The sequence below is a fragment of the Solimonas soli DSM 21787 genome (genome assembly GCF_000474945.1).
Lineage (GTDB): Bacteria > Pseudomonadota > Gammaproteobacteria > Nevskiales > Nevskiaceae > Solimonas > Solimonas soli.
Genome location: NZ_AXDW01000011.1, coordinates 1 through 24246, shown reverse-complemented (window position 1 = coordinate 24246; position 24246 = coordinate 1). Strand labels below are relative to the sequence as shown.

Annotated in this window: 24 protein-coding genes and 2 pseudogenes; 8 read left to right on the top strand and 18 right to left on the bottom strand. The window is 69.0% G+C overall.

The window, feature by feature from the left end; translation table 11 throughout:
* Positions 1-2 precede the first annotated feature (2 nt).
* The 6 genes from K344_RS0107190 to K344_RS20635 form a co-directional block, all read right to left on the bottom strand.
* Positions 3-1652: a SulP family inorganic anion transporter gene (locus tag K344_RS0107190; protein ID WP_028080097.1), complete on the bottom strand. Its 1650-nt coding sequence runs from the start codon at positions 1650-1652 to the stop codon at positions 3-5.
* Positions 1653-1733: 81 nt separating this feature from the next.
* Entirely contained in the window at positions 1734-2240 is a 507-nt protein-coding gene (locus K344_RS20640) for a GNAT family N-acetyltransferase (RefSeq protein WP_051361989.1), read from the bottom strand.
* Positions 2241-2247: 7 nt separating this feature from the next.
* The gene (locus K344_RS0107180; protein ID WP_043114027.1) at positions 2248-2706 is read right to left on the bottom strand and encodes a hypothetical protein; all 459 of its coding nucleotides are present in this window, start codon (positions 2704-2706) and stop codon (positions 2248-2250) included.
* Between the two features lie 103 nt (positions 2707-2809).
* Positions 2810-4312, bottom strand: a complete 1503-nt coding sequence (locus K344_RS0107175; protein WP_028080095.1) for an FAD-dependent oxidoreductase — start codon at positions 4310-4312, stop codon at positions 2810-2812.
* A gap of 77 nt (positions 4313-4389) precedes the next feature.
* Positions 4390-4557 carry a hypothetical protein gene (locus tag K344_RS23900; protein WP_157622816.1) on the bottom strand — a complete coding sequence of 56 codons (168 nt, stop codon included), beginning with the start codon at positions 4555-4557 and terminating at the stop codon, positions 4390-4392.
* Positions 4518-4832 (bottom strand): nuclear transport factor 2 family protein, encoded by a 315-nt coding sequence (locus tag K344_RS20635; RefSeq protein WP_169729257.1) that lies wholly within the window; start codon positions 4830-4832, stop codon positions 4518-4520. The genes K344_RS23900 and K344_RS20635 overlap by 40 nt, the downstream gene beginning before the upstream one ends.
* A 74-nt stretch (positions 4833-4906) precedes the next feature.
* On the opposite strand from K344_RS20635, the gene K344_RS0107165 reads away from it, so the two are divergent.
* Positions 4907-5554: a MarC family protein gene (locus K344_RS0107165; RefSeq protein WP_028080094.1), complete on the top strand. Its 648-nt coding sequence runs from the start codon at positions 4907-4909 to the stop codon at positions 5552-5554.
* A gap of 137 nt (positions 5555-5691) precedes the next feature.
* Here the strand turns inward: K344_RS0107165 and K344_RS0107160 are convergent, their stop codons facing one another.
* A complete protein-coding gene (locus K344_RS0107160) occupies positions 5692-6834 on the bottom strand; it encodes an LLM class flavin-dependent oxidoreductase (RefSeq protein ID WP_028080093.1) in 1143 nt (380 codons plus the stop codon).
* Positions 6835-6976: 142 nt separating this feature from the next.
* Between K344_RS0107160 and lipP1 the strand changes: the two genes are divergently transcribed.
* The gene (lipP1, locus tag K344_RS0107155) at positions 6977-7942 is read left to right on the top strand and encodes a LipP1 family hormone-sensitive lipase (RefSeq protein ID WP_084197111.1); all 966 of its coding nucleotides are present in this window, start codon (positions 6977-6979) and stop codon (positions 7940-7942) included.
* A gap of 163 nt (positions 7943-8105) precedes the next feature.
* Here the strand turns inward: lipP1 and pstS are convergent, their stop codons facing one another.
* Positions 8106-9362 carry a phosphate ABC transporter substrate-binding protein PstS gene (gene pstS / locus K344_RS20630; protein ID WP_084197109.1) on the bottom strand — a complete coding sequence of 419 codons (1257 nt, stop codon included), beginning with the start codon at positions 9360-9362 and terminating at the stop codon, positions 8106-8108.
* A gap of 147 nt (positions 9363-9509) precedes the next feature.
* Between pstS and K344_RS0107145 the strand changes: the two genes are divergently transcribed.
* Together K344_RS0107145 and K344_RS20625 are read left to right on the top strand one after the other, a co-directional pair.
* Positions 9510-10247 (top strand): hypothetical protein, encoded by a 738-nt coding sequence (locus K344_RS0107145; protein ID WP_028080091.1) that lies wholly within the window; start codon positions 9510-9512, stop codon positions 10245-10247.
* A 251-nt stretch (positions 10248-10498) separates the two neighbouring features.
* Positions 10499-11707, top strand: coding sequence for a helix-turn-helix transcriptional regulator (locus K344_RS20625; RefSeq protein ID WP_043114026.1), 1209 nt, complete (start codon positions 10499-10501; stop codon positions 11705-11707).
* A 162-nt stretch (positions 11708-11869) separates the two neighbouring features.
* Here K344_RS20625 and K344_RS0107135 read toward each other — a convergent pair whose 3' ends face one another.
* Positions 11870-12724 (bottom strand): N-acyl homoserine lactonase family protein, encoded by an 855-nt coding sequence (locus tag K344_RS0107135; protein WP_028080090.1) that lies wholly within the window; start codon positions 12722-12724, stop codon positions 11870-11872.
* A gap of 119 nt (positions 12725-12843) precedes the next feature.
* Here K344_RS0107135 and K344_RS0107130 point away from each other — a divergent pair, with 119 nt between their 5' ends.
* A complete protein-coding gene (locus K344_RS0107130) occupies positions 12844-13200 on the top strand; it encodes a winged helix-turn-helix transcriptional regulator (protein WP_028080089.1) in 357 nt (118 codons plus the stop codon).
* Positions 13201-13379: 179 nt separating this feature from the next.
* On the opposite strand, the gene arsB is transcribed toward K344_RS0107130, so the two are convergent.
* The 9 genes and pseudogenes from arsB to K344_RS0107085 all read right to left on the bottom strand — a co-directional run bounded on the left by arsB (position 13380) and on the right by K344_RS0107085 (position 22345).
* Positions 13380-14468 carry an ACR3 family arsenite efflux transporter gene (arsB, locus tag K344_RS0107125; RefSeq protein ID WP_051361985.1) on the bottom strand — a complete coding sequence of 363 codons (1089 nt, stop codon included), beginning with the start codon at positions 14466-14468 and terminating at the stop codon, positions 13380-13382.
* On the bottom strand, positions 14465-14965 hold the full coding sequence (locus tag K344_RS24625; RefSeq protein ID WP_028080087.1) for an arsenate reductase ArsC: 501 nt from the start codon (positions 14963-14965) through the stop codon (positions 14465-14467). The genes arsB and K344_RS24625 overlap by 4 nt, the downstream gene beginning before the upstream one ends.
* An 18-nt stretch (positions 14966-14983) precedes the next feature.
* A pseudogene (gene arsN2, locus K344_RS24620) lies at positions 14984-15403 on the bottom strand (arsenic resistance N-acetyltransferase ArsN2); the annotation flags it as partial.
* Entirely contained in the window at positions 15396-15719 is a 324-nt protein-coding gene (locus K344_RS0107115) for an ArsR/SmtB family transcription factor (RefSeq protein ID WP_028080086.1), read from the bottom strand. The gene K344_RS0107115 and the pseudogene arsN2, both read right to left, overlap by 8 nt.
* A gap of 80 nt (positions 15720-15799) precedes the next feature.
* The gene (locus K344_RS20620; RefSeq protein ID WP_084197103.1) at positions 15800-17563 is read right to left on the bottom strand and encodes an arylsulfatase; all 1764 of its coding nucleotides are present in this window, start codon (positions 17561-17563) and stop codon (positions 15800-15802) included.
* A 138-nt stretch (positions 17564-17701) separates the two neighbouring features.
* Positions 17702-19432 (bottom strand): arylsulfatase, encoded by a 1731-nt coding sequence (locus K344_RS20615; protein ID WP_169729256.1) that lies wholly within the window; start codon positions 19430-19432, stop codon positions 17702-17704.
* Entirely contained in the window at positions 19429-20862 is a 1434-nt protein-coding gene (locus tag K344_RS20610) for a DUF1254 domain-containing protein (RefSeq protein WP_051361982.1), read from the bottom strand. Before K344_RS20610 ends, K344_RS20615 begins: the two co-directional genes overlap by 4 nt.
* A gap of 72 nt (positions 20863-20934) precedes the next feature.
* Positions 20935-21639: an AraC family transcriptional regulator ligand-binding domain-containing protein gene (locus K344_RS23410; RefSeq protein WP_084197099.1), complete on the bottom strand. Its 705-nt coding sequence runs from the start codon at positions 21637-21639 to the stop codon at positions 20935-20937.
* Entirely contained in the window at positions 21557-22345 is a 789-nt protein-coding gene (locus tag K344_RS0107085) for an SDR family oxidoreductase (RefSeq protein WP_028080083.1), read from the bottom strand. Before K344_RS0107085 ends, K344_RS23410 begins: the two co-directional genes overlap by 83 nt.
* Positions 22346-22484: 139 nt before the next feature.
* Here K344_RS0107085 and K344_RS0107080 point away from each other — a divergent pair, with 139 nt between their 5' ends.
* The 3 genes and pseudogenes from K344_RS0107080 to K344_RS23895 form a co-directional block, all read left to right on the top strand.
* The gene (locus K344_RS0107080; protein ID WP_028080082.1) at positions 22485-23336 is read left to right on the top strand and encodes an alpha/beta fold hydrolase; all 852 of its coding nucleotides are present in this window, start codon (positions 22485-22487) and stop codon (positions 23334-23336) included.
* A gap of 2 nt (positions 23337-23338) precedes the next feature.
* Entirely contained in the window at positions 23339-24136 is a 798-nt protein-coding gene (locus K344_RS0107075) for a fumarylacetoacetate hydrolase family protein (RefSeq protein WP_028080081.1), read from the top strand.
* A gap of 6 nt (positions 24137-24142) precedes the next feature.
* A pseudogene (locus tag K344_RS23895) lies at positions 24143-24246 on the top strand (acetaldehyde dehydrogenase (acetylating)); the annotation flags it as partial.

Here is a 24246-nt window from a genome sequence, read left to right as displayed (position 1 = left end):
GCTCAGGCCGGCGCGCCCGCCGGCGCGCAGGCCGCGAGCGCCGCGTCGAAATCGCGGAAGTAGCGGATCGGCTGCTCGTCGCGTTTCACCAGGCCGGCGCGCACCAGCTTGCGCAACACGCGGGCATTGGCCTCGCAGAGCACGGTGCGCACCTTGCGCCGGTCGAGGTTGTGCATCGCCTCCTCGAGCGCCTGGATGCCGGTGATGTCCATGAACGGCACGCGGCGCAGGCGGATGACGATGCAGCGCGGGTCGGTATGGGTCTGCTGCAGGGCGCGCTCCAGGCTTTCGACGGCACCGAAAAAGAACGGCCCCTCGATCGAGTAGACGATGACGTCCGGCGGCAGCGCGGCGGCGGCGCCGAGTTCGCCGCGCAGCTGCCCCTCGTCGAGCCGCAGCACCTCGACCGACGACGCCATGCGGCGCAGGAACTGCAGCATCGCCAGCACCACGCCGATGTTGACCGCCATCACCAGATCGGTGAACACGGTCAGCGCGAAGGTGATGAGCAGGATCGCCACGTCGGCCGCCGGCGCGGTGCGCGCCATGCGCACGAAGTGCTTCGCCTCGCTCATGTTCCAGGCGACGACGAAGAGGATCGCCGCCAGCGCGCAGAGCGGAATCCTCGCGGCGAGCGGCGCCAGCAGCAGCAGGATCAGCACCAGCGTCAGGCCGTGCACGACGCCGGCGAGCGGGCCGGTGGCACCGTTGCGGATATTGGTCGCGGTGCGGGCGATGGCGCCGGTCGCGGCGAAGCCGCCGAACAAGGGCGCCAGCAGGTTGGCGATGCCCTGGCCGATCAGCTCCTGGTTGGAATCGTGGCGCGTGCCGGCCATGCCGTCGGCGACGACCGCGGACAGCAGCGATTCGATCGCGCCGAGCATGGCGATGGTGAACGCCGCCGGCACCAGCGTCAGGATGTGGCCGATGCCGAGATCGGGCAGCGCGAACGCCGGCAGGCCGCGCGGAATGCCGCCGAAGGCGCTGGCGATGGTCGCCACGCCGTCGAACCGGAACAGCGACTGCAGGACGGTGGCAACGATCATCGCCACCATCGGGCCCGGCACGCGCGCCATGCCCGGCAGCTTCGGCGCGTAGATCACCAGCAGCAGCGAGAGCACGGCAAGCGCGGTGGTCGCCGTGTGCAGCTGCGGCAAGGTCTGCAGAAGATGCCAGAGCTTCTCGTGGAAATGCGTACCGCCGCTCGCCGGCAGGCCGAAGAAATCCTTCCACTGGCCGACCCAGATGATGACGCCGATGCCGGCGGTGAAGCCGGTGATGACCGGATCGGGAATGAATCGGATGACGCTGCCGAGTTGCGCCGCGCCGAGCGCGATGAGGATCAGCCCGGCCATCATCGTCGCGGTCATCAGGCCGCCGACGCCGTACTGCGCGGTGACGCCGGCGAGGATGACGATGAAGGCGCCGGTCGGCCCGGCGATCTGCAGGCGGCTGCCGCCGAACAGCGAGACGGCGATGCCGGCGACGATCGAGGTGTAGATGCCCTGTTCGGGCTTGGCGCCGCTGGCGATGGCGAAGGCCATGGCCAGCGGCAAGGCGACGATGCCGACGATGACGCCGGCGACGAGATTCGGAACCCAGTGCGCGCGGCGGAACAGCCCGGCGCGCGCCGCTTCGACGGCCGCGATCATGGCGGCCCTCCGCATGCATTTGATGATAATGACATGATCATACCAGCAACATGCCGCCGGAGGCCGTGCGCCGGCGAACGGTCAGTCCGGCGGGACGAACAGCAGGCCCGGCGGCCGGCCCGGCAGCGTGAAGCCGCCGGCGCCGCGCAGGCCGAGCTTCTCGAGGACGCGGATCGAGGCGGCATTGCCCGGCGAGACGATGGCGACGATGCGGCCGATGCCGAGCACGTCGCGGCCGTGGCGCAGCACGGCGGCGGCCGCCTCGCTGGCGTAGCCCTGGCCCGCGAAGGCCGGCAGGAAGGCGTAGCCGATGTCGGGCGCATCGAGCGCGTCGCGCTGGAGCAGGCCGCACATGCCGATCAGCGCGCCGCCCGCCTTCAGCTCGACGCCGTCGAGGCCATGGCCGTATCGCGCGTGGCTCGCATACGGACCGGCCTGCAGGTAGCGCAGCGCATCGTCGACGTTGCGCACCTGGCGGTCGCCGATGTGCCGCAGGAAGCCCGGCGTGTTCAGCAGTTCGACGATGAAGGGCGCATCGTCGTCGCGCAGGCGGCGGATGCGCAGGCGGGCGCTTTCGGCGATCGGCATGGCGGCATCAGGGCTGCGGCTTGCTCAGCGCTTCCAGCTTGCTCCTGTCGAAGTATTTGCCTGCCTCGGCGAGGCCCTTGACCACGTTCGGATCGCTGAACAGCTCGCGCATGGCCACCTGGCCGAGAACGCCGAAGCTGTGCTCGATCGTGCTCGGTCCTTCGTACTTCAGCGCCTGCTGCGTCTGCGTGCGGCAGGTCTCGGTCATCAGCCGCTGGAACAGGCTGGCGCCGTTGCGACTCAGCGCATCGCGTTCCTGCTCGGTGATCCTGACCATCGGCGCGACCGCCGGATGCAGGGCCGAGACCGCGAAGATCCATTTGACGAGAGCGGTCTTGTCGTCGCTGGTCGTCGAACTGACGAGGCACTTGGCCATGTCGTCGCCGTAGGGTCCGGCGCTGGCCGGCGTGGACAGTGCCGCGGCGATGGCCGCGGCGACGGTGGCAATACGGAAACGGATGCGCATGACAAGCCCCGGAGCGATGAGCGCTGAGCATGCCGCCAATGTGCGACGGCGCCTAGGTGTGAAGTTCGCCACGTTGTTCAGCGGAATGCGGCTGACGGGTGGCTCATGTGCCGTCTCCGGCCGGTTCACGACGCGCCGCGGCGAGGCCGGCCTGGCGCCCGAAGAATGTCGCATCGGCGAGCGACAGGCCGGAACTGTAGCCGGCGCCCCAGCGCGGCAGACCGCTGCTGGTGCGTCCGGCGGCGTAGAGGCCGGCGACCGGCTCGCGGCTCGCCGTCAGCACCTCGCCGCGCACGCTGGTGTCGAGACCGCCGAGCGTGAACGTGAAGTAGGTGCAGAAGTCGATGCGGCAGTCGAGCGCCACGAAGGGTGGCTGCGTCAGCGGCTTGAGCCATTTCGGCTGCTTGCGGAACAGCGGGTCGCGGCCTTCGGCGGCGTGGCGGTTGTAGAGCGCGACGGTCGCCGTCAGCGAACCGGCCGGCAGTTCCAGTTCGGCTTCGAGTTCCTCCCAGCTCTCGGCCGCGGCGCCGATCCTGAGCTTGGCGAACTCGCTGAACTCCGGCTCCTTGAAGATCCCGCCGTCGGCGAGCAGCCAGAAGCGCGTGCCGCGCTGCTGCAGGATCATTTGCGCGGTGCGGCCGTGGTAGCCGTCCTCGTTGATGAAGCGCTGGCCCTGCTCGTTGATCATGATGCCCTTGATCAGCGATTCCGGCGGATACCAGGGCAAGGTCACGAAGCCTTCGTTCATGTGGATGGCGTGGCCGCCGACGCTCTGGCCGAGCAGGATGCCGGAGCCGTCGTCGACGGTGCCGATCGGCGTGTTGGCGCGCAGCATGTGCGGCGCGTGCTGCTGCAGCATGGCCTTGTTCATGATGAAGCCGCCGGCGCAGAGGATCACGCCGCGGCGTGCGCGCACGTAGCGGTCCACGCCGCCCTCGCGCACGACGAGGCCCCGCACGCGATTGGCGTCGTCGGCGATCAGCGCCACGGCGCGCGTGTCGAAGCGCAGCTCGACGCCGAGCGCCTGCACGCGCCTGGCCAGCGCGTCCATCAGGAACTTGCCGCCGCCAAGCCCCATCCATTGCGGCGTGTGGCCGCGCGGGCAGGGCCTGGCACTCTCGCAGAACGGCCAGGCTTCCTCGCTGCCGCTCCACAGCAGGCAGTCGTCGGTGAAGGGCTCGACGATGCGCTGCGGCACGAAGGAATTCTTGTAGACCACGCCCTGCGCGACCAGCCACTCGTAATGCGCGAGACTCTGCTCGGCATAGAGCCGGCACTTGGCGGCGTCGGCGTCCGGGCCGCCGGCCATCAGCAGGTATTGATAGAAGTCCTCGGTCTCGTCGCTGAAGCCGGCGCTGCGCTGGATCGGCGTGCCGCCGCTGCCGCCGAGATAGATCTCGCCGCCCGACAGCGCCGAGGTGCCGCCGTGTCCGGACGCAGCCTCGAACAGCGTCACCCGCGCACCGGCGCCCGCCGCCTCGATCGCCGCGCTCGCGCCGGCGGCGCCGAAGCCGACGATCGCGATCTCGGTGTCGAGGTCCCAGCGCGGCACATCGCGGACGCGACAAGGGCGGTGACGCGAATGGCTGGCGAGTGGCTCGCTCATCGGGGCTCCTCCTGCGGTGTGGCCGCAGACTAGGGCCGGACGCGCGGCCCCGTATCGCGCAAGCGGATGAGAAAGCGCTAGCCGGCCTGCAGCGGATACAGCAGGTGATGCGACAGATCGCCGAGCAGGTCGACGCGCATGCGCCGCTCAGGGAAATGCCCGCCCTGCGCGTCGCGCGCGAAGCTGTCCTCGCGGCGGCCGGCGATCACGGCCTGCAGCGGCAGGCGTTCGGCGGCCTGGAACACCGTGTGGCGCGACCACCGCGCGCCGTGCCGGCGGCGGCGTCGACCTCGATGCGCCCATTGCCGACCAGGTGCCGCGTGCGCGGCCTGCCGTCCGCGCAGCGCCGCGCACTGGCTTCGTAGAGCGAGCGCACCGCGTCGGCGCCGGCGAAGCGCCGGCCGTCGCTGGCGACGATGCCGCCGCGCGCGAACAGACGACCGATGCCGGCGAAATCGCCGTCGTCCATGTATCCGGCGTGGCGGTACAGCAGAGGCTCGATCGCACGATGGTCGTCCACGCCGCTCTCCTGGTCGCCGTGACGGCGCGCGCGACGCTCCGCTACATTCGGCACAGCGTTGATCGGAGCGTCCCATGAACCTGCTGCTGGCCGGCCTGCACACCTTGATCGGCCTCATCGTCATCGTCAATCCGCTGCTCGGCGTGTCGGCGATCGCGACCCTCACGTCGGGCGACAGCCCGGCGCATCGCGCACTGACGGCGCGCTACGCGGCGATGACGATCGCCATCGTGCTGATCGCCGCCGCCCTCGCCGGCGAATTCCTGCTCGGCCTGTTCGGCATCAGCATTCCGGAGTTCAAGGTCGGCGGCGGCATCCTGATCCTGCTCATGGCGATCGCCATGCTCAACGCCACGCCCGGCAACACGCGGCAGACGCCCGAGGAACAGAGCGAGGCGCAGGACAAGCGCCAGATCGGCGTGGTGCCGCTCGGCATTCCCCTGCTCGCCGGCCCCGGCGCGATCTCCGCCGCGATCATCTACGCACAGAAATCCGGCGGCCCGATCGGCATGGCGATCCTCATCGTCGACATCCTGCTGGTCGCCGCCATCGCCTGGCTGGCGATGCGCTCCAGCGACGTCCTTTCGCGCCTCATCGGCCAGACCGGCATCAACATCGCGACCCGCATCATGGGCCTGATCCTGTCGGCGATCGCGATCGGCTTCATCGCGCAGGGGCTGCTGGTGCTGTTTCCGGTGCTGGCGGGGCCGGCGGCGGGGTAAGCCATCTCCATGCTTCCGACCTACGAGCTCCCACAAAGCAAGCAAGCGTAGAGCGGGCGGGCTTCATCTGCCCACACAGTGATCGCCTCTCCCGCGTGGGCACGCTGCGCTTTGCCCACCCTGCACGATCATCTGATTTACGCCGCCTGCTTGGCGCCCTGCTTGCGGAAGTGCGGGATCACGTGCGTGCCGATGTTCTTCAGCGTTTCGAGCTGCGCCCATTGCGGGACGCTGCCCATCTGGCAGATGAAGAGGATTTCGTCGGCGCCGGCGTCGATCAGGCGCTGCACGTAGCCGATGCAATCGTCGACCGTGCCATAGGCGTGGTTCGGGTTGAGCAGCATCATGGTCGGATCGGAGAAATCGACTTCGACCTTCTCGGACGCGAAGCTGGTCCTGATCACGTCCTTGCCGCTCGCGTCGTGCGCGGTGATGTCGTCGCTCCACTGCGCCGGGTCCGGGCGTGGCGCGCCGGTGTACCAGTGCGCGAGCGATTCCATGAAATAGCGCTGGCCCTTGATGCCGATCCTGCGCGCCTGCCGGCCGTCCTCGAGGACGATCGTCGGGCATAGCGCGGCGAGATGCTGGTTCGGGCGGAAGCCGACCTGATCCTCGGCCCTGCGCTGATTCCAGGCCGTCCGATAGACCTGGTTCTTCTTCGCCACGTCGTCGGGGCCGCCGAAGCCGAGCACCAGCGCGCCCATGCCGCGGCCGCCGGCGCGCGCCAGCGTGTCGCTGTTGGTGCAGGCGAGGTACATCGGCGGATGCGGGTCCTGGTAGGGCTTGGGGTGAATCGGCCGCCTGGGAATCTTCACGTAGACGCCGTCGTGCTCGATCTCGTCCTGCGTCATGATTTTCGGGATCAGGTACATCGCCTCGTCGATCTGCGGGTTCAGCGTCGCCAGGTCGTAGCCGAAGGTGCCGGACTCCTGCTGCGTGCCGCCCTTGCCGACGCCGAAGTGCAGGCGGCCGTGACTCAAGAGATCCAGCGTGGCGATGCGCTCGGCGACCTTCACCGGGTGATTCATCGCCGGCGGCAGGCACACGACGCCGTGGCCGAGATGGATGCGGCTGGTCTTGCCGGCGAGAAAGGCGAGCACCGTTTCCGGCGCGCTCATGTGCGAGTAGTTGGTCAGCGCCGTGTGCTCGACGCACCAGATCACGTCGAAACCCATCTGCTCGGCGAGCAGGGCCTGTTCGACGGTCTCGTCGAAGATGCGACGGTCGCCGGCGCGCGTGGCGTCGATCGTCTGCGCTTCGTAGATCAGTGAAAACTTCATAGCGGGTCTCCTCCTCGAATGACCCGCAGTGTGGGCAGCGCCGGCACCGCCATCTTCGTCCGCCGCCATATCTGCATCCGGACGAGACGCGCCCGCCGCGCGCGCGTCGACAATCGCCGCACCTTCGTCACCGAGCGCTGCCATGTCGACCGCCGCCAACGATGCTTTGCCGCCCGCCGCCGCGCTCGATGCGCAGATCGCCGGCCTGCTCGCGGCGATGGCGCACGTACCGCAGCCCGACTACACGACGCTGACCGCGGCGCAGCTGCGCGCGGCGATGGCGGCGAATCCGTCGCCGTTCGCGCCCGGCGACGAGGTGGCGGCGATCAGCGACCGCACCCTGTACGGCCCGAACGGCGATCTGCGGATCCGCCTGTACCGCCCGCACGGCGATGCCGCGGCCTTGCCGATGACCCTGTATTTCCACGGTGGCGGCTTCGTCGCCTGTGGCCTCGATACGCACGACAACATCTGCCGCACGCTCGCCGCGCGCGCCGGCTCGCTGGTCGTGTCGGTCGATTACGCGCTGGCGCCGGAAGCGCCGTTCCCGGCCGCCGTCGAGGATGCGCAGTTTGCGCTCGACTGGCTCGACGCGAACGCCGCGAGCGTCGGTGCCGATGCCACGCGCCTCGCCGTCGCCGGCGACAGCGCCGGCGGCAACCTCGCCGCCGTGCTCGCGCAGCTGGCGCGCCGCAACGGCCCGCAATTGCGGCATCAGCTTCTGCTGTATCCGGTCACCGACTGCGCAGGCGAAAGCGAAACCTATGCCGCGTTCGGGCGCGGCTACTTCCTGAGCGCCGACGCGATGCGCTGGTACCGCCGCCAGTACGTCGCCGATGCGAAGACCGCGCTCGACCCGCGCGCGTCGCCGCTGCGCGCTGCGACCGTCGCCGGCGTCGCGCCGGCGACGATCGTCACCGCCGAGTTCGATCCGCTGCGCGGCGAAGGCGAGGCTTACGCGCGCAAGCTCGAAGGCGACGGCGTCGCCGTCGCCTGCCGCTGCTGGCCGGGCCAGGTGCACGGTTTCGCGAGCATGCTCGGCGTCATCGACGCGGCGGACGCGGCGCTGACGTTCGCCGCCGGGCAGTTGCGCATCGCCTTGCGGTAGCCGCGCCGCGCCATGGCGCGCGCCGGCCGCGTGCGGGCACCGGATCTGATCCGCCGGCATCGCCGCGCGCGGCCAACCGGGCCGCCGCCGCGATGCATACGCCGTCCGCAACTCTGTCATCGTCGCGGCGTAGTATCCGCGCCGGTACCTCATCGGGCGAATCTCATGATGCTGCTGACGGAAGCGGAAAAGGAGCTGCTCGCGGATCTCGAGAAGGTTCAATCGTCGGGCCGGCTCGCGGCCAGTGCGGCAAGAGGCCTGGTGGCTCGCGGCCTGATTGAAGGCCAGGGCGGACGGCGGTGTCCGGCCGAAGCCGGGGTTGCGCTGCCGACGGAGCTGCGCGTGCGGAAAAGCGCGACGTGCACGGGCTCGCCGCCGAGGGAGTCGCGGCCGGGGCGACGGCGTCCGGCGGGCGATCGGCATCCGCCCAGCGCCGCATGATGTCGTCGACGATGACATCGGGCAAAGGCAGGTAGTCCAGCTTCAGCGCGGCCGGCTGGCCGTTGCGCAGGGCCCAGGCGAAGAAGCGGTAGACCTCGCGCCTGCGCTCGCCGGCGGCGGAGGCGGCGGGCAGCAGCACGAAGCTCGCGGCCGTGATCGGCCAGCTGTTCTCGCCGGGCGGGTTGCTCAGCCGCGTATTCCAGTCCTCGCCGGCGTTTCCGGCTTCGTGCGATGCCGCCTGCGACGCCTCCAGGGCGGCGCGGAAGCCGTCGAGGCCCGGCCGCACGAAGCGGCCGGCGAGGTTCTGTACGGCGGCCATCGACAGCCGATGCTCGCGGGCATAGGCGTACTCGACGTAGCCGATCGCCATGCGCGTGCGCTGCACCGACGATGCGACGCCTTCGTTGCCTGTCGCCGCCACACCGACCGGCCAGTCCGGCGTTGCCGTCACCGCGACGGTCCAGTCCGCGCTCGCGCTGGCCAGAAACCGGCCCCACAGGAAGCTCGACCCGGAAGCGTCCGCGCGATGCACGACGGTGATCGCCGAATTCGGCAGGTGCAGCCGCGGATTCAGTTCGGTGATGGCCGGCGCATTCCACTTGCGGATGCGGCCCCGGTAGATATCGGCCAGCACCGCGCCGCTCAGGCGCAGCTCGCCCGAGCCGATGCCCGCGATGTTGAAGATCGGCACGATGCCGCCGATGACGGCCGGAAACTGCTGCAGCGCGTTTCGTTGCAGGTCCTGCGGCGACAGCGGCATGTCCGAGGCGCCGAAATCGACGAGACCGCGCTCGACGCGCTCGATGCCCGCACCCGAACCGACGGGGTCGTAGTCGACGTCGATGCCGGTCTGCGCGCGGTATTGCGCGGCCCACCGCGCGTAGAGCGGATAAGGAAACGTCGCGCCGGCGCCGTGCAGCGCGCCGGCGAAGCCCGGCGCCATCCCGCAACACAGGAGCACCGCCAGGATTCTCCGCATGCGCAATCTCGTCTGTCGAAGCCGTCAATCTCCGCACGCCGCATGACAGGCGCATGAAGCGCCGCCGCCGTCACGACCGGGCCATATTGGTACGCAAAGCTTCGCCGCATGCGAAGGAGCCTGCCGCGGAAAATCGGCCTGGCACGGATGGCAGGCGTCTGCCTCGGCGCCGCCGTCGCCCTCGTGCGTCCGCTGCCGGCCCTGGCGGCGCATCCGCTGCAGACCGAGGACACCGGCACGCAGGGCGTCAGCAACGTCGAGGTCGAGAACGGTCTGCTGCTGAGCCGCGGCGGCGGCGTTCGCAGCTTCATCTACCAGCCGCAGCTGTCGTATGGCCTGCTGACGACGTTCGATGTGCTCGTCCAGCCGTCCTGGGTGCGGGCCAGCGGCCCCGTGCAGAACACGACGCAAGGCCCGGGCGACAGCAATCTCGACGTCAAATGGCGTTTCTACGGCCGCGCGCCGTGGTCGCTGGGCCTGCGCGCCGGGCTCGAGCTGGCGACCGCGCAAGCGGGGCTGGGCCTGCCGCGCGGCACGCTGTCCGCGCACGAACTGCTGGTCGCCACCTGCGACGTCGCCCCGTTCGCCGTGCACGCGAACCTGGGGCTTACGCAGAACCCCGACGACGCCGGCCTGCGCAGGCAGGTCGTGCACATGTCCTCGGCGCTGATGTGGACCGTCAACGAGAGCCTGATCGCCAGCGCCGAGGCGGACGCCGGATCGAACACCGATCGCAGCGACGATCGCCGGCCGGTGAGCGCCCTGGTCGGCCTGATCTGGACGGTGATGCCGGGCCTCGATGCCGACGTCGGCTACCAGACCGATCTTCACGGCCCGGCGCTGCGGCAGTGGCTGGCCGGGCTGACCTACCGCTTCTCGGTTTGAGCCTCGCGACAGCGGCAGCGGCCTGGCGGTCAAGGCCCGCACCGATCCGGTCCTCGCCCGTGCGAAGGCGGCGGTACAGACCGCCCGCCGGCCCGATCCGGCGGCACCGGCCGGCACCACCATCCGGCCGCTTATCTCCATTCGGACGAGGAACCCCGCCCGGCAGCCGCTATGCTCGGGCCGGCGGGCGCTCCCCCCCGATACGAGCGCCCATGCGGCACCGGCCGAAGAGCCGGTGCGAGGAGAGAACGATGTTGCAGACGGCAGAAGCAGTGATTCCCGACGCGGCGCGGCGCGACGCGATGCGCGGTGTGTCCGCGACGCAGGCCGGCGAACTGCTGGAGTTCGAGCGCCTGAACCGCGTGTTCACGGCGATCTACGACGGCGCCAGCGAGAATCCGCCGATGCGCTCGTCGCTGCAGGTGCTGCGCGACGTCTTCGCCGCCAAGCACACGACGCTGATCCTGCGTCCGGCGACGGTGCAGAGCGCCGGCGCGATCATCAACACCGACACCGTCAACCTCGAAGCGTCGGAGTCTTACCGCACGCACTTCCATGCGCTCGATCCGTTCGTCGACCTGCCGGACGGCGAAGTCGTCACGCCCGAGGAGCTGATGGGGCCGCGCTGGCGCAAGTCGACGTTCTACCGGCAGTTCATGGAGCCGGTCGAAGTCGGTCATCTGATCGGCGCCGACCTGCATCTGGCCAGCGGCATCGAATGCCGCTTCCGCATCTCGCGCGACACGCACGCCGAGCCGTTCTCGGAGAACGACAAGGGCGTCGCGCGCGCCGTGCTGCCGCACCTCAAGCGCGCGATCCAGCTGCACGCGCGGCTCGACGATCTCGAAAGCGAGCGCCAGCTGTTCGCCGGCACCCTGAACCGCATGCAGCTCGGCACGATCAGCGTCGCGCGCGACGGCACCGTCATCGATCTCAACCCCGAGGCGCAGCGCATCGTCGCCGAGAAGGACGGCCTGCTGCTCAGCGGCCGCCACCTCGGCGCCGACAGCACGACCGAGCGCCGCGAACTGCAGCGCGTGCTGCGCCTCGCGCTCGACGGCAAGGGCGCGGCGCAGGGCCCGTCGGTGATCGACGCGCTGCCGATCTCGCGGCCGTCCGGCCGCGGCAAGCTGTGCCTCGTCGTGCGCGCCGTGCCGCACGGCGTCAGCCCGGCGTCGCAGCAGCGCGCCGCGGCGGTGATCTTCGTCCGCGATCCGGAAGCGACGCGCATGCAGGGCGCCAACGAGGTCGTGCGCCGCCTGTTCAATTTCACGCGCATGGAAGCGGCGCTGGCGCTGCACCTCGCCGACGGCCTGACGCTGGACGAAGCCGCCGAACAGCTCGGCGTGCGCCGCAACACGGCGCGCACCTACCTGCGCTTCATCTTCTGCAAGACCGGCGTGACGCGGCAGACGACGCTGGTGCGCATGCTGCTGAACAACATCGTGTCGCTGGCCTGATGCCGTCATCCCCTCTCCCCGCACGCGGGGGAGAGTTAGGGCGAGAGGTGCTTTCCTGCTTCGTCACCCGATCAGGCACCCCCTCGCCCCGATCCTCTCCCCCGACGCACTGCGTCGGGGGAGAGGGAGTTTTCTGCTCGGTGTCCCCGAACGCTTCCGTCGCTAATCCAGATACGCCGGCGGTTTCGGCAGCGCCGCGAAATCGCCCGGATCGTGCTGGATGATCAGCCGTGCGCGCAGGTTCTGCAGCAGATGCGCAACACGGTCGAACGACGCCAGCGTTTCGGCGCGGCTGAAGTTGATCGGCGGCACGCGCGACTGCTCGTAGTTGGCGCGGCTGTGGTAGAGATCGCCCGACAGGATCACCGCGCCGCCCTTCGCCAGCTTCAGCAGCAGCACGCTGTGCCCGGCCGTGTGGCCGGGCGCGCGCAGGATGCGCACGCTGCCGTCGCCGAACACGTCGTGATCGAGATCGAAAGTCTCGACCCTGGCCTGCCGGTACGCACTGAACAGCGCCGGATCGACGCCGATCGGCGCCGGCGTCGCCAGCCCGGCATCGAGTTCCGCCTTCGCGAGCAGCCAGGTCGACTTCACGAACAGATTGGCGTTGCCGGTGTGATCGGCATGCAGATGCGAGAACGCCACGTAACGAACCTTGTCCGGCTTCACGCCGAGCGCCGCGAGCTGCGCAAGGAGTGGCGTCTCCACCGACTCGCGGATGCCGAACGCGTTGACGACGCCACCGGGATGCGCCGCGAGACGATCGCCGAGGCCGGTGTCCCATAGCAGGTCGCCCTGCGGATGACGGATCAGGAAACACGGCACCGCCATCTCGCCGGGCCTGCCGTCGCTGCTGCCGCCGTCGTCGAACATGCCCATGTCGGGCAGCGACAGATGGCCGCAGTCGAGCGTGTACAGGCGCAAGGACGGCGCCGCGGCCGGCGCGGCCGAAACCGCCGCCGCGGCCATGGTGAACAGCACGACAGCAAGGGCGCGCGGGAACAAACGAGCGAGCATCGGTGACTCCGGATCGAATGGCGGCGCCCATGCTAGATTGCGGCCGCATTTGCACAAGTACGCACAATTTCTGTCCGTAGTATCCATCCGGATACCCACTTCGCATCGCGAGCCCGCCGATGAAGTCCGCACCCGCGCATCAACGCTGCGCCGTCGAAGCCGCGCTCGACGCGATCGGCGGCAAGTGGAAAGGTCTGATCCTCTATCACCTGACGCGCAGCGGCACGCTGCGCTTCAACGAACTGAAGCGCCTGCTGCCCGGCGTCACGCAGCGCATGCTGACCAAGCAGTTGCGCGAGCTGGAAGCCGAAGCCCTCGTCCTGCGCACCGTCTACGCCGAGGTGCCGCCGCGCGTTGAATACCGGCTCAGCGCCGAAGGCCTCGAACTGCGGCCGGTGATCGAAGCGCTGCGCGAATGGGGCGTGCGCCGCGAAAACAGCCGTGGCGCCGGCACGGCGCACGCGCACGCCTGCTGAGCCGACGCCAGGACGACGGCAGAACACGAAGCGGCGCGATGTAGGACCGGCGGCCACGCCGGTCGCCGCCACGGCGCAGGTGCGGCGGCGTTCATGCCATGCCGGCCGCGACCGCTCCAGCGGCAGCCGTGCGCGTGGCAGATGCGCAGCTCGGCGCCGCTCCGGCGCCGGGCGATCCGTCAGGTCCGGGCATGCGCGGGCGCCGCGCCGCGGCGCTCGTACCAGGGCTTGCTGCGCTTGACCATGGCGACGACCGACAGCATCACCGGCACCTCGATCAGCACGCCGACGACGGTCGCCAGCGCGGCGCCCGACTCGATGCCGAACAGGCTGACCGCCACCGCGACCGCCAGCTCGAAGAAATTGCTCGCGCCGATCAGCGCCGACGGCGCCGCGACGCAGTGCTGCTCGCCGCTCCAGCGGTTCAGCAGGTAGGCGAGCCCGGCGTTGAAATACACTTGCACGAGGATCGGTACGGCGAGCAGGGCGATCACCAGCGGCTGCGCCATGATCTGCCTGCCCTGAAAACCGAACAGCAGCACGAGCGTCAGCAGCAGCGCGACGAGCGACACCGGCTTGAGCGTCGCGAGCAGCGCATCGAGCCGCCCGCGCGCAAGCGCCCGGCGCCGTATCAGCTGCGCCGCGCAGACCGGCACGACGATGTACAGCGCCACCGACAGCAGCAGCGTCTGCCAGGGCACCGTGATCGCCGACAGGCCGAGCAGCAGCGCGACGATCGGCGCGAAGGCGAAGACCATGACGAGATCGTTGGCCGCGACCTGGCTCAGCGTGAAATGCGGCTCGCCGTCGACGAGCTGGCTCCAGACGAAGACCATGGCCGTGCACGGCGCCGCCGCCAGCAGGATCAGGCCGGCGATGTACGAGTCGATCTGCGCCGCCGGCAGCCACGGCCGGAACCACAGGCCGACGAACAGCCAGCCGAGCAGCGCCATCGAGAACGGCTTCACCGCCCAGTTGACGAACAGCGTCACGCCGATGCCGCGCCAGTGACGGCCGACGCCGCCCAGCGCGCCGAAGTCGACGCGCAGCAGCATCGGCACGATCATCAGCCAGATGAGCAGCGCCACCGGCAGGTTGACGCTCGCCAGCTGCGCCGCGGCGAGCGACGCGAACGCGCCGGGCAGCAGCGTGCCGAGCGCGACGCCGGCGACGATGCAGACGAACACCCAGACGGTCAGCCAGCGCTCGAATCCGCCGAGCGCCGCGCTCGCGTCGCCGCCACTCGCGCCTTTCGATGGCCTGCTCATCGCGAGCCGATCTCCTGCACGCGGCCCTGCAGCGCCATGCGGTCCAGCGTCGCCAGCGGCAGGCTGGCCAGCAGCTCGATGCGCCGGCGCAGTACCTGCATCGTTTCGGCGAACGCCTTGCGGATGTCTTCGTCGCTGCCGGTGACGGCGGCGGGATCCGGCATGCCCCAGTGCGCGCTCATCGGCTGACCGGGCCAGTACGGGCACGGCTCGCCCGCCGCCGAATCGCAGACCGTGATGATGAAGTCCATCTTCGGCGCGCCCGGCGCGGCGAACTCGTCCCAGCTCTTGCTGCGCAGGCCGTCGGTGGCGATGCCGGTTCGCGCGAGCAGCGCGAGCGCGTGCGGGTTCACCTCGCCGCGCGGCCGGCTGCCGGCGCTGTAGCCGGTGAAGCGCGCGCGGCTGACCGCGAGATGATTCACCAGGGCTTCGGCGAGAATCGAGCGTGCCGAGTTGCCGGTGCAGAGGAACAGGATGTTGTAGTGCGGGTTCGGCATGAGATTCTTGCTCATGAAGGCGGAAGAAGCGGGGCACAGCGAGGCGAACTGCGGCATCGCCGCAATCGCCGGCGGCGCGGCCTCGCGCGGCAGGCGCGTATAGCCGCGGGCCGCGAAGAAAGCGTCGGCGGTCGTCGTCAGCAGGTAGAGCGTGCGCGCGCCGCGACCTCGCGCGAGCCGTTCGGCCGTCGCCGTCAGACGCTCGCCCCAGCCGCGCCCTCGCCAGTCCTCGGCGACTGCCAGCGAACGCAGCAGCGCGCGTTCGCCGCGCACCTCGAGACCGACAGAGGCGGCGATGCACTCGCCGTCGTGCACCACGAGGAAGTCGCTCAGGCCCTCCGGCCGCAGATCGTCAGCCGGCAGGCCGCAGGCGGCGAGCAGCCGACACAGCGGCGAATGGTCTTCCGGCGTGGCCGCGCCGATGCGCGGCTCAGTCACAGCACACCTTGGCCTTGCCGGCCGGCGTGCCGCTGCCGGCGCAGCAGTGATCGCTCAGATAGCCGAGCAGCGCGTTCATCGCCTTGAAGTCCGGTGCGTAATAAATGAAACGCCCTTCCTGGCGCGACTTCAGCAGGCCGGCATTGCTCAGCTCCTTGAGGTGGAAGGACAGCGCGCTCGGCGCGATGCCGAGCCGCTCGGCGATCTCGCCGGCCGGCATGCCGTCCGGGCCTTTTTCGACGAGCAGGCGGAACACCGACAGACGCGAGGCCTGGGCGAGCGCGGCGAGCCTGGCGACGGCGGCGTCTATTTTCATAGTTCAAATAATATTGAACTATCTACATCGAATGCAAGCCGGCGCGACGGCGCCCGTGCTGTCGTCAGGGCGCGGCGCCGCTACTCGTCGATCGGCGGCAGCAGCGGCGGCAGCAGCGGCTGACGGACGCCGACGCGGGCGACGTAGGCTTGCCACTCCGCGACCAGCTCGGCGAGCTTGTCCGGATGGGCGGCGGCGAGATCGTTGGTTTCGCCGCGATCGACGCTCATGTCATAGAGCTGCCAGTCGTGATCGAGATTGGCGGCGGCCGACGGCAGCAGGTAATTGACGATGCGCGTCGCCTTCCAGTTGCCCTTGCGCACGTAGCGGATGTCGTTGACCTCGTCGGCGATGACTTCATCCTGCCCGTGAACCTCGCCGCGTGAGCCGTCGAGCACCGGCTTCAGCGACGCGCCTTCGAGCGCGGCGACGGTGCGGCCCTGATACTGCGTGCCGGTGTCGGCGACGCCGCTGACGTCGAGGATCGTCGGCACGATGTCGCGCAGCGTGCCGAGCGCGGCGCTGCTCGCGGCGCCGCGAGTCTGTTTCGGCAGGCGCACGATCGCCGGCACACTGATGCCGCCTTCGGCGGTGAAGCTCTTGAACAGGCGCAGCGGTACAGCGCCGGCTTCGGCCCAGCGCGTGCTGCGGAACAGGAACGAGCTGCGCCTGCCGTAGTTGTCGTAGCCGTTGTCGATGTCGGTGTTGCCGGTGCTGTCGACGTATGGAATGAAGCCGTAGCCCATGCCGTCCGGGCCGTTGTCGGAAACGAAGACGATCATGGTGTTGTCGTACTCGCCGATCTCCTTCAGGTAGGCGACGAGCTTGCCGACGTTGTCGTCGAGGTTGGTCAGCATGCCGGCGAACACTTCCATGATGCGCGCCTCGCTCTTCTTGTCGTCGGCGCTCAGCGAATCCCAGCTCTGGTTGGTCAGCGGACCGGGCTGGCCGAAGCGCACCATCGTCGCCTCGTCACCGGGATTGTCCTTGAAGTCGGCCGGAATCAGGCCGAGATCCTTCTGCTTCTGCAGGCGCGCGCCGCGGATGGCGTCGTAGCCGCCGTCGTACTGGCCCTTGTACAGATCGAGATACGCATCCGGCGCCTGCAACGGAAAGTGCGTGGCCTGAAACGCGAGGTAGGCGAAGAACGGCTTGCCGTCGCCCTTGTTGCTGCCGATGTATTGCTTCAGCTTGCTCGTGAAGTAATCACTGGAGAAGAAATCGTCCGGCAGCGTCGTCACCTCGACACCATTCTCGAAGTACGGCTTCGATGCCGACAGCTTTTCGCTGCCGACCGGCCAGAAATTGTTGGCGAAGGCCGCGCTGTCGTCGAGCGAGAACGATTGCTCGAAGCCCTGCGCCATAGCTCCGCCACCGCCGAGATGCCACTTGCCGGCCATGTAGGTGTGATAGCCGGCGTCGAGCAGGCGTTGTGCGACGGTCAGCGCCGCATCGCCCAGCGCCGCCGTGTATCGGCCGAGATAGAAGATCGTGCTTTCCGGCAGCGTATCGACGCCGACCAGATGATGGTCGGCGCCGGTCAGCAGCTCCGCGCGCGAGGTCGCGCACAGCGGCGTCGCGTGCATGTTCGACATTACGCGGCCTTCGGACACCAGCGCGTCGAGATTCGGCGTGGCGATCTCGCTGCCGAAGGCGCTGAGATCGGAAAAGCCGACATCGTCGGCGAGGATGACGATGACGTTCGGCTTGTGCCTGGCGCTCGCCGAGCCCGAGACGCCGCTGCTCGATCCGCAGGCTGCGAGCGTCAGCGCCGCCACCATCAGCGCCAGCTTCAGCCTGCGTGTGCCACGCCCCTGAATGTCCTGTCGTGCTGCCTGCTGCATCGGTGCTCCCCGTTTTCGTTCGATGCCGGCCTTGCGGCCGGTAATGCGTGAATCCCCGCCACGACTGTACGACCGCCGCCGCGCCGCTCGAAAGGGGCGCGGCGGCAGCGAGCGGGCAAAGCGGCCAGCCCTGGCCGCTCAGTCGTCGATCGGCGTGAGGATCGGCGGGAACGACGGCTGCGCGACACCGACGCGCGTGACGTAGTCGCGCCACTCGGCCTTGAGATCGTCGACGACGTCCGGGTGATCGGCGGAAACATCCGTCGTCTCGCCGCGATCGCTGGCCATGTCGTAGAGCTGCCAGTCGTGGTTCAGCAGCAACGCCGCCGGCGGCACGAGGTAATTGACGATGCGCGTCATCTTCCAGTCGCCCTTGCGCACGACGCGGATATCGTCGACCTCGTCGGCGAGCACGGTATTGGCGTCGCGCACCTCGCCGCGTTCGCCGCGCAGCACCGGCAGCAGCGAATAGCCTTCAAGCGTCGCGATGCTGCGGCCCCGATACGTCGCGCCCGGCTCGGCGACGCCGGCGGCGGCGAGCACGGTCGGCACCACGTCGCGTATCGACGTGAGCACGGTGCTGCTGCTGCCGCGCGCCGAGTCTTTGGGCAGGCGCACGATCGCCGGCACGCTGATGCCGCCTTCGGCCGTGAACGACTTGAACAGGCGCAGCGGCACACTGCCGACTTCGGCCCAGCGCGTGCTGCGGTAGATGTACGAACCCGGACGGCCGTAGTTGTCGTATGAATTGTCGATGTCGCTCTGCGACGCACCGTCGGCCGTCGGCGGCGTGCCGATGCCGTCGGCGCCGTTGTCGGACATGAAGACGATGATGGTGTTGTCGTACCGCCCGGTCGATTTCAGGTAGGCGATGAGCTTGCCGACGTTGTCGTCGAGGTTGGTCAGCATGCCGGCGAACACTTCCATGATGCGCGCCTCGCTGCGCTGCTCGGACGCCGACAGCGCGCTCCATGCCGGATTGCTGGTCACGCCGGGGCTGCCGAAGCGCAGCATCACCGCCTCGTCGCCGGGGTTCTCCTTGAAGTCGGCCGGGAACAGGCCGAGATCCTTCTGCTTCTGCAGGCGCGCGCTGCGGATGGCGTCGTAGCCGCCGTCGTACTGGCCCTTGTACAGATCGAGATACGCATCCGGCGCCTGCAACGGCCAGTGCGTCGCCTGGAACGCGAGATAGGCGAAGAACGGCTTGCCGTCGCCGCGGTGCGAGCCGATGTAGTCGATCAGCTTGCTGGTGAAGTAATCGCTGGAGAAGAAGTCCGCCGGCACCGTCGCCAGCTGGCCGTCTTCGTAATACGACTCCGAGGCCGAGCTCGAATTGCCGGCTCCCGGCGCGAAGTTGCCGGCCGAGCCCTTGTCGTAGTCGAGCGAGAACGAGCGTTCGAAGCCGAAGTTCACCGGGCCGCCGCCGCTGACATGCCACTTGCCGGCCATGTAGGTGTGATAGCCGGCGTCGTGCAGCAGGTTCGCCAGCGTTGGCGCGTTGTCGTTGAGCACGCCCTGATAGTTGTCGGCGCTCGCCGGATAGAACTGGCTGAGGTCCGGCATCGTGCCGACGCCGACCAGATGATGATCGACGCCGGTCAGCAGCTCGGCGCGCGAGGTCGCGCACAGCGGCGTCGAATGCAGATTGCTGAGCAGGTGGCCGTCCTTGGCGAGCTGATCGAGATTCGGCGTGCGGATCTCGCTGCCGAACGCGCCAAGATCGGCGAAGCCGAGATCGTCGGCGAGGATGATCACCACATTGGGATGGCGCGCGCTGCCATCCGGCGTCGATGAGCGACCGCAGGCGGCGAGCAGCGCAACAGAGAGCAGGGCGATGAGGCTCGCGCGCGAAGACGGGAAGGACGTCACGACAGGGGCTCCACGGCCGGCGGCACCCAGCTGCCATCGATGATTCCATCGCCGGGTCCGTAGCTGCGGATGATCAGATAGAACGGGGACTGGCCGACCGGCAGCCAGTTGACGAAGGCCTTCGCATCGGTCGGCGCGTCGGCCTGGATCGTGATGTCGAGCGAGCCGTCGTCGTTGTACTGCAGGCTGTCATTGCTGCCGCGCTTGTAGCGGCCGAGCAGGTTGTTGAAGAACAGATGCGTCGAGGCGTCGTATGCCGTCACCGACCAGAAGAAGCGTGCCGGCGGCAGTGCGTTGGCGGCGAAGTGCAGCGTGTAGCGCGCGCCGCCGTCGAGCGTCGCGTTCTTCGCATCGACCGAAGCCAGTGCGTACCACGCTTCGCTGCGCGTGTTCATGTAGAGCAGGCCGTAGGCGACCGCGGCGCGCGCGAGGTAGCCGGTGCCGAAGCTGCCGCTGTCGCTGAGCACCGACGGATCGACCGACGACCAGCCGTTGCGCACGATCGCGCTGCTCAGGCTCGCCGACTGCACGGCGGCCGCGCCGTCGGCGAGGCCCCGCGTGATCGCGTCCTGAATCTCCTGCGTGAAATCGCTGGCGGTGAACGTCTGCCCGGCGCCGACGTGGATGCGCGCGAGGCGCCTGGCGAGCGCCGGGTCGCTATCCTCCGGCGGCTGCAGGCCGAAGGCGATGTTGGCGTACTGCAGGAAGCCAAGCCCCTGCGCGCTGTCGGCGTCGTAGGCCAGCAGCTCGGGCACGCTGCCGGACGGCGCGCTGCCGCCGCTGTAGTCGCTCAGCGTCTGGATCTTGAAACCCTGCTGCACGAGCGCGGCGTTGAGCTGGTCGGCGGCGTTGTAGACCTCGACGCGGCCGAGGATCGTCACCAGCTGGCTGCCGGAATGAATCACGCCGGTGAAGCCCGAGGTGTCGGTCGGCGCGCTGTTGTCCGGACCGAGCACCAGATAGTGGCCGCCGGCATTCGCGTTGGTCAGCGTGCTGATGTACGGCAGCACATCGGTGTTCTGGTCGAGCAGCTGCAGCGAGTAGTAGCGATCCGCGTCGCTGACCGCGCCGGCGCTGACGACGACCGGCTGCTGCCGCAGATCGAGCACGCCCGCCGAATAGAGCGTGTCCTGATTCGGCGACGGCACGCCGGCCGCGTTCGCCGTGTAGTAGTTGAACAGCAGCGGCAGGCTGAACAGCTTGTTCGGACCCTGATAGCTGATGCTGCTCTTGTCGAACGCGCGCGGGCTCTGCCTGGCGTAGTTGGCGACCGGCGCGTAAGCGACGATGTACGCCTCCTTGGCCAGCGCACGCGCCTCGCCTGCCGTCAGTGCGCCATCACCGGGCGCGTTGCTGCTGCCGCAGGCCGCGAGCACGACGAACGCCGCTGTCGCACCGGCCTTGAAGAACGCCAGGAATTGCTGCCGCATGACATCGAGCCCGCCCCACCGGGGTCACTGGAGGGCGCTGATTCTCGTGGAGGCTCTGGCGGCTTTGTGCCTTTATTCGCGCGCCTGCACGAATCTTCGATGCTTATTCCTGCGCGTGCTAGGCGGGCGCGGCAGCCAATCGCCGATCAGTCGTGCGCATGTGCGCTCGCGCTGTGCGTGGCGATGCGACGGCGCAGCAGCGCCGGATCGGAATACAGGCGCTCGAACGGCGCGTTGAAACGGATCGGGCAATCGAAATAGCGCTGGTATTCGGCGACGCAGGGCGGGCTGCGCGTAGCGCAGTTCGAGGCGCTGCGGCCGGTGGTCGGCACCGGCCAGCGCGCGCGTGACGACCCGTGCGCTGGCGAACAGCTTCTCGCGGAGGAAGCGTTGCAGGGCGGGCTCGGCAAAGCGCTCGATGCCTTCGAGGATCAGCGAGCCACCGCTGGCGTAGCAGCGCACGTCGGTCAGCGCGCCGGCCGCCGGATAGTACTTTTCGCCAACGGCCTGCGAGGTCGCGAGGTCCGGCGCCGCCATCGGCGAGAAACCGAGCATGCCGGGCGCGGGCATGGTCAGCCGCGCGCCGGCTTCGATGCCGAGCGGCGCGTCGGGAAATTCGCGGACCGCGCCGTGCGGATGTTGGCGACGCGATACGCCGGCTTGCTGCCGGGCTGACCGCGCCACGCCGCCGCGCTCAGCCCTTGTTGACGCTGGCGGCGTCGAGGAACGCCGGCCGCTCGCCGCCGCCGTGCAGCACCAGGTTGCTGCCCGACACATAGGCGGCACCGTCCGAGGCGAGCCACACGCAGGCATCGCCGATGTCCCCGGATGTCGCCATGCGCCGCATCGGGATGGTCTTCTCGACGGCCTTGATGCCGGCCGCGTCGCCGTAGTGCAGCTCGGCCTGCTCGGTCAGCACCGGCCCGGGGCTGACGGCGACCACGCGCACCTTCGGCGCCCATTCGACGGCCAGCGACTGCACGAGGCTGAGCACCGCCGCCTTCGCCGCGCCGTAGGCCGCCGTGCCCGGCGACGGACGCAGCGCGCTGACGCTGCCGATGAAGATGATCGTGCCCCTGCCCTGCGCCTGCATCAGCGCGTTGGCCTTCTGCGCGAGATGCAGCGGCGCCAGCAGGTTCAGCTGGAAGATCTTCTCGTGCAGGCGCGGCGAGGCCTTGTCGGCCATCGCGAACGGCGCGCCGCCGGCATTGTTGACGAGCACGTCGAGCCGCCCGTGACGCCCGGCGATCTGCGCGAACAGCGCCTCGACCGCCGCGCCGTCGCGCAGGTCGCCGGCGATGAACTCGGCCCGGCGGCCGCCGGCCTCCGGCAGGGTGGCCGGCGCCTCGCGGCTGCTGACGATCACCTGGTCGCCCAGGGCGAGAAAGCGCTCGCTGATGCCGCGGCCGACGCCCTTGGCGCCGCCGGTGACGAGAATCACGCGGGGACCCGCGGGGGGATTCGTGGAAGGATGCGTGGGCATGGGCGGATATCTCGGCCGGTCTTGGCCTGCGCGAGGACATTAAGTCATCGCATGCGCAGGCCACTCACTCAAAAGGACGAAGAGCACGGACCGCCTGCTGCGGGACCATGCCCGCCTCACATGCCGCGCAGGCAGAACGATGAACGCCCCCGCAGAGAACACGCCGAGCAAGCCGGTCCCGGAAGGGAAATACGCGCAGCTGCCGAACGGCTACCGCATCCACTATCTCGACGAAGGCAGCGGCCCCGTCGTGGTATTCCTGCACGGCTCCGGGTCCGGCGCCTGCGGCTACAGCAACTTCAAGGGCAATTATCCGGCGCTGGTGCGGGCCGGCTACCGCGTGATCCTGCCCGACCTGATCGGCTATGGCTATTCGGACAAGCCGGCCGACGTCGAATATCCGTTGTCGTTCTTCATCGACTGCGTGAAGCAGACGCTCGACCGGATCGGCGTCTCGCGCTACACGCTGGTCGGCAATTCGCTCGGCGGCGCGATCGCCCTCGATTATGCGCTGCAGCATGCGCAGAACGTCGAGAAGCTGGTGCTGATGGCGCCGGGCGGGCTCGAAGACCAGCCGGACTACTTCAAGATGCCGGCGATGGCCTTCATGAAGGAAGTCTTCATGTCGCCGCAGCCGGTGACCAAGGAACGCCTGCGCTACTTCATGGAGAACGCGCTGGTGCACGACAAGTCGGTGGTCGACGACGAACTCGTCGACGAGCGCCACGCGCTGATGCTGATGCAGAACCCGCAGGTGGTGAAGACCATGCAGGTGCCGAACCTGACGGCGCGCCTGCCGGAGATCCGCTGCCCGGCGCTCGCCTTCTGGGGCATCAACGAAAAGATGATGCCGGAGACCGGCATCCTGAAGCTCGCCAGGGGCATGCCGAACCTGCGCCTGGTGACGGTGCCGAACTGCGGCCACTGGGTGATGGTCGAGCATCGCGATTTCTTCAATCGCGCCCTCATCGATTTCCTGAAGAACGGCTGAGCATGGCCCTACCGCAGACCACCGTCGTCACGCTCGGCGACGAGCTGTACGCCGCCCTGCGCGAGCGGCGCACCGTGGCGCCGTTGTCCGAGCGCGTGCCCGGCATCGACATCGACGATGCCTACAACATCTCGCTGCATTTCCTGCACCGCCGCACGGCGAACGGCGAGGCGCTGATCGGCAAGAAGATCGGCGTCACCAGCAAGGCCGTGCAGGACATGCTCGGCGTGCACCAGCCGGACTTCGGTTTCCTGACCGACCGCATGCAGGTGAAGAACGGCGCGCGCGTCAGCATCAAGGGCAGCGGCCTGATCCAGCCGCGTGCCGAAGGCGAGATCGCCTTCGTGCTGAAGAAGGATCTGAAGGGCCCGAACGTCAGCGAGGATCAGGTGCTCGACGCGACGGACTACGTCTGTCCCTGCTTCGAGATCGTCGACTCGCGCATCACCGACTGGAAGATCCGCATCCAGGACACCGTCGCCGACAACGCTTCCTGCGGCATCTTCGTGCTCGGCGAGGCGCGCGCCGATCCGCGCAAGCTGGACCTCGCGGCGGTGTCGATGCAGATCCGCAAGAACCGCGGCAAGGCCGCCGAAGGCCTCGGCTCGGCGGTGCAGGGCCATCCGGCGACGGCCGTCGCCTGGCTCGCCAGCACGCTTTCGCGCTACGGCATCCCGTTCCTGAAAGGCGAGATCATCCTTTCGGGTTCGCTGGCGCCGCTCCTGCCGGCCGTGGCCGGCGATCAATTCGATATGAGCCTGACCGGCATCGGCGGCGCGTCGATCTCGTTCACGGAATAGGACCGCATCATGCAGAAGATCAAATGCGCCATCATCGGGCCCGGCAACATCGGCACCGACCTGCTCTACAAGCTGCGGCGCTCGAAGGTGCTGGAGCCGGTGTGGATGGT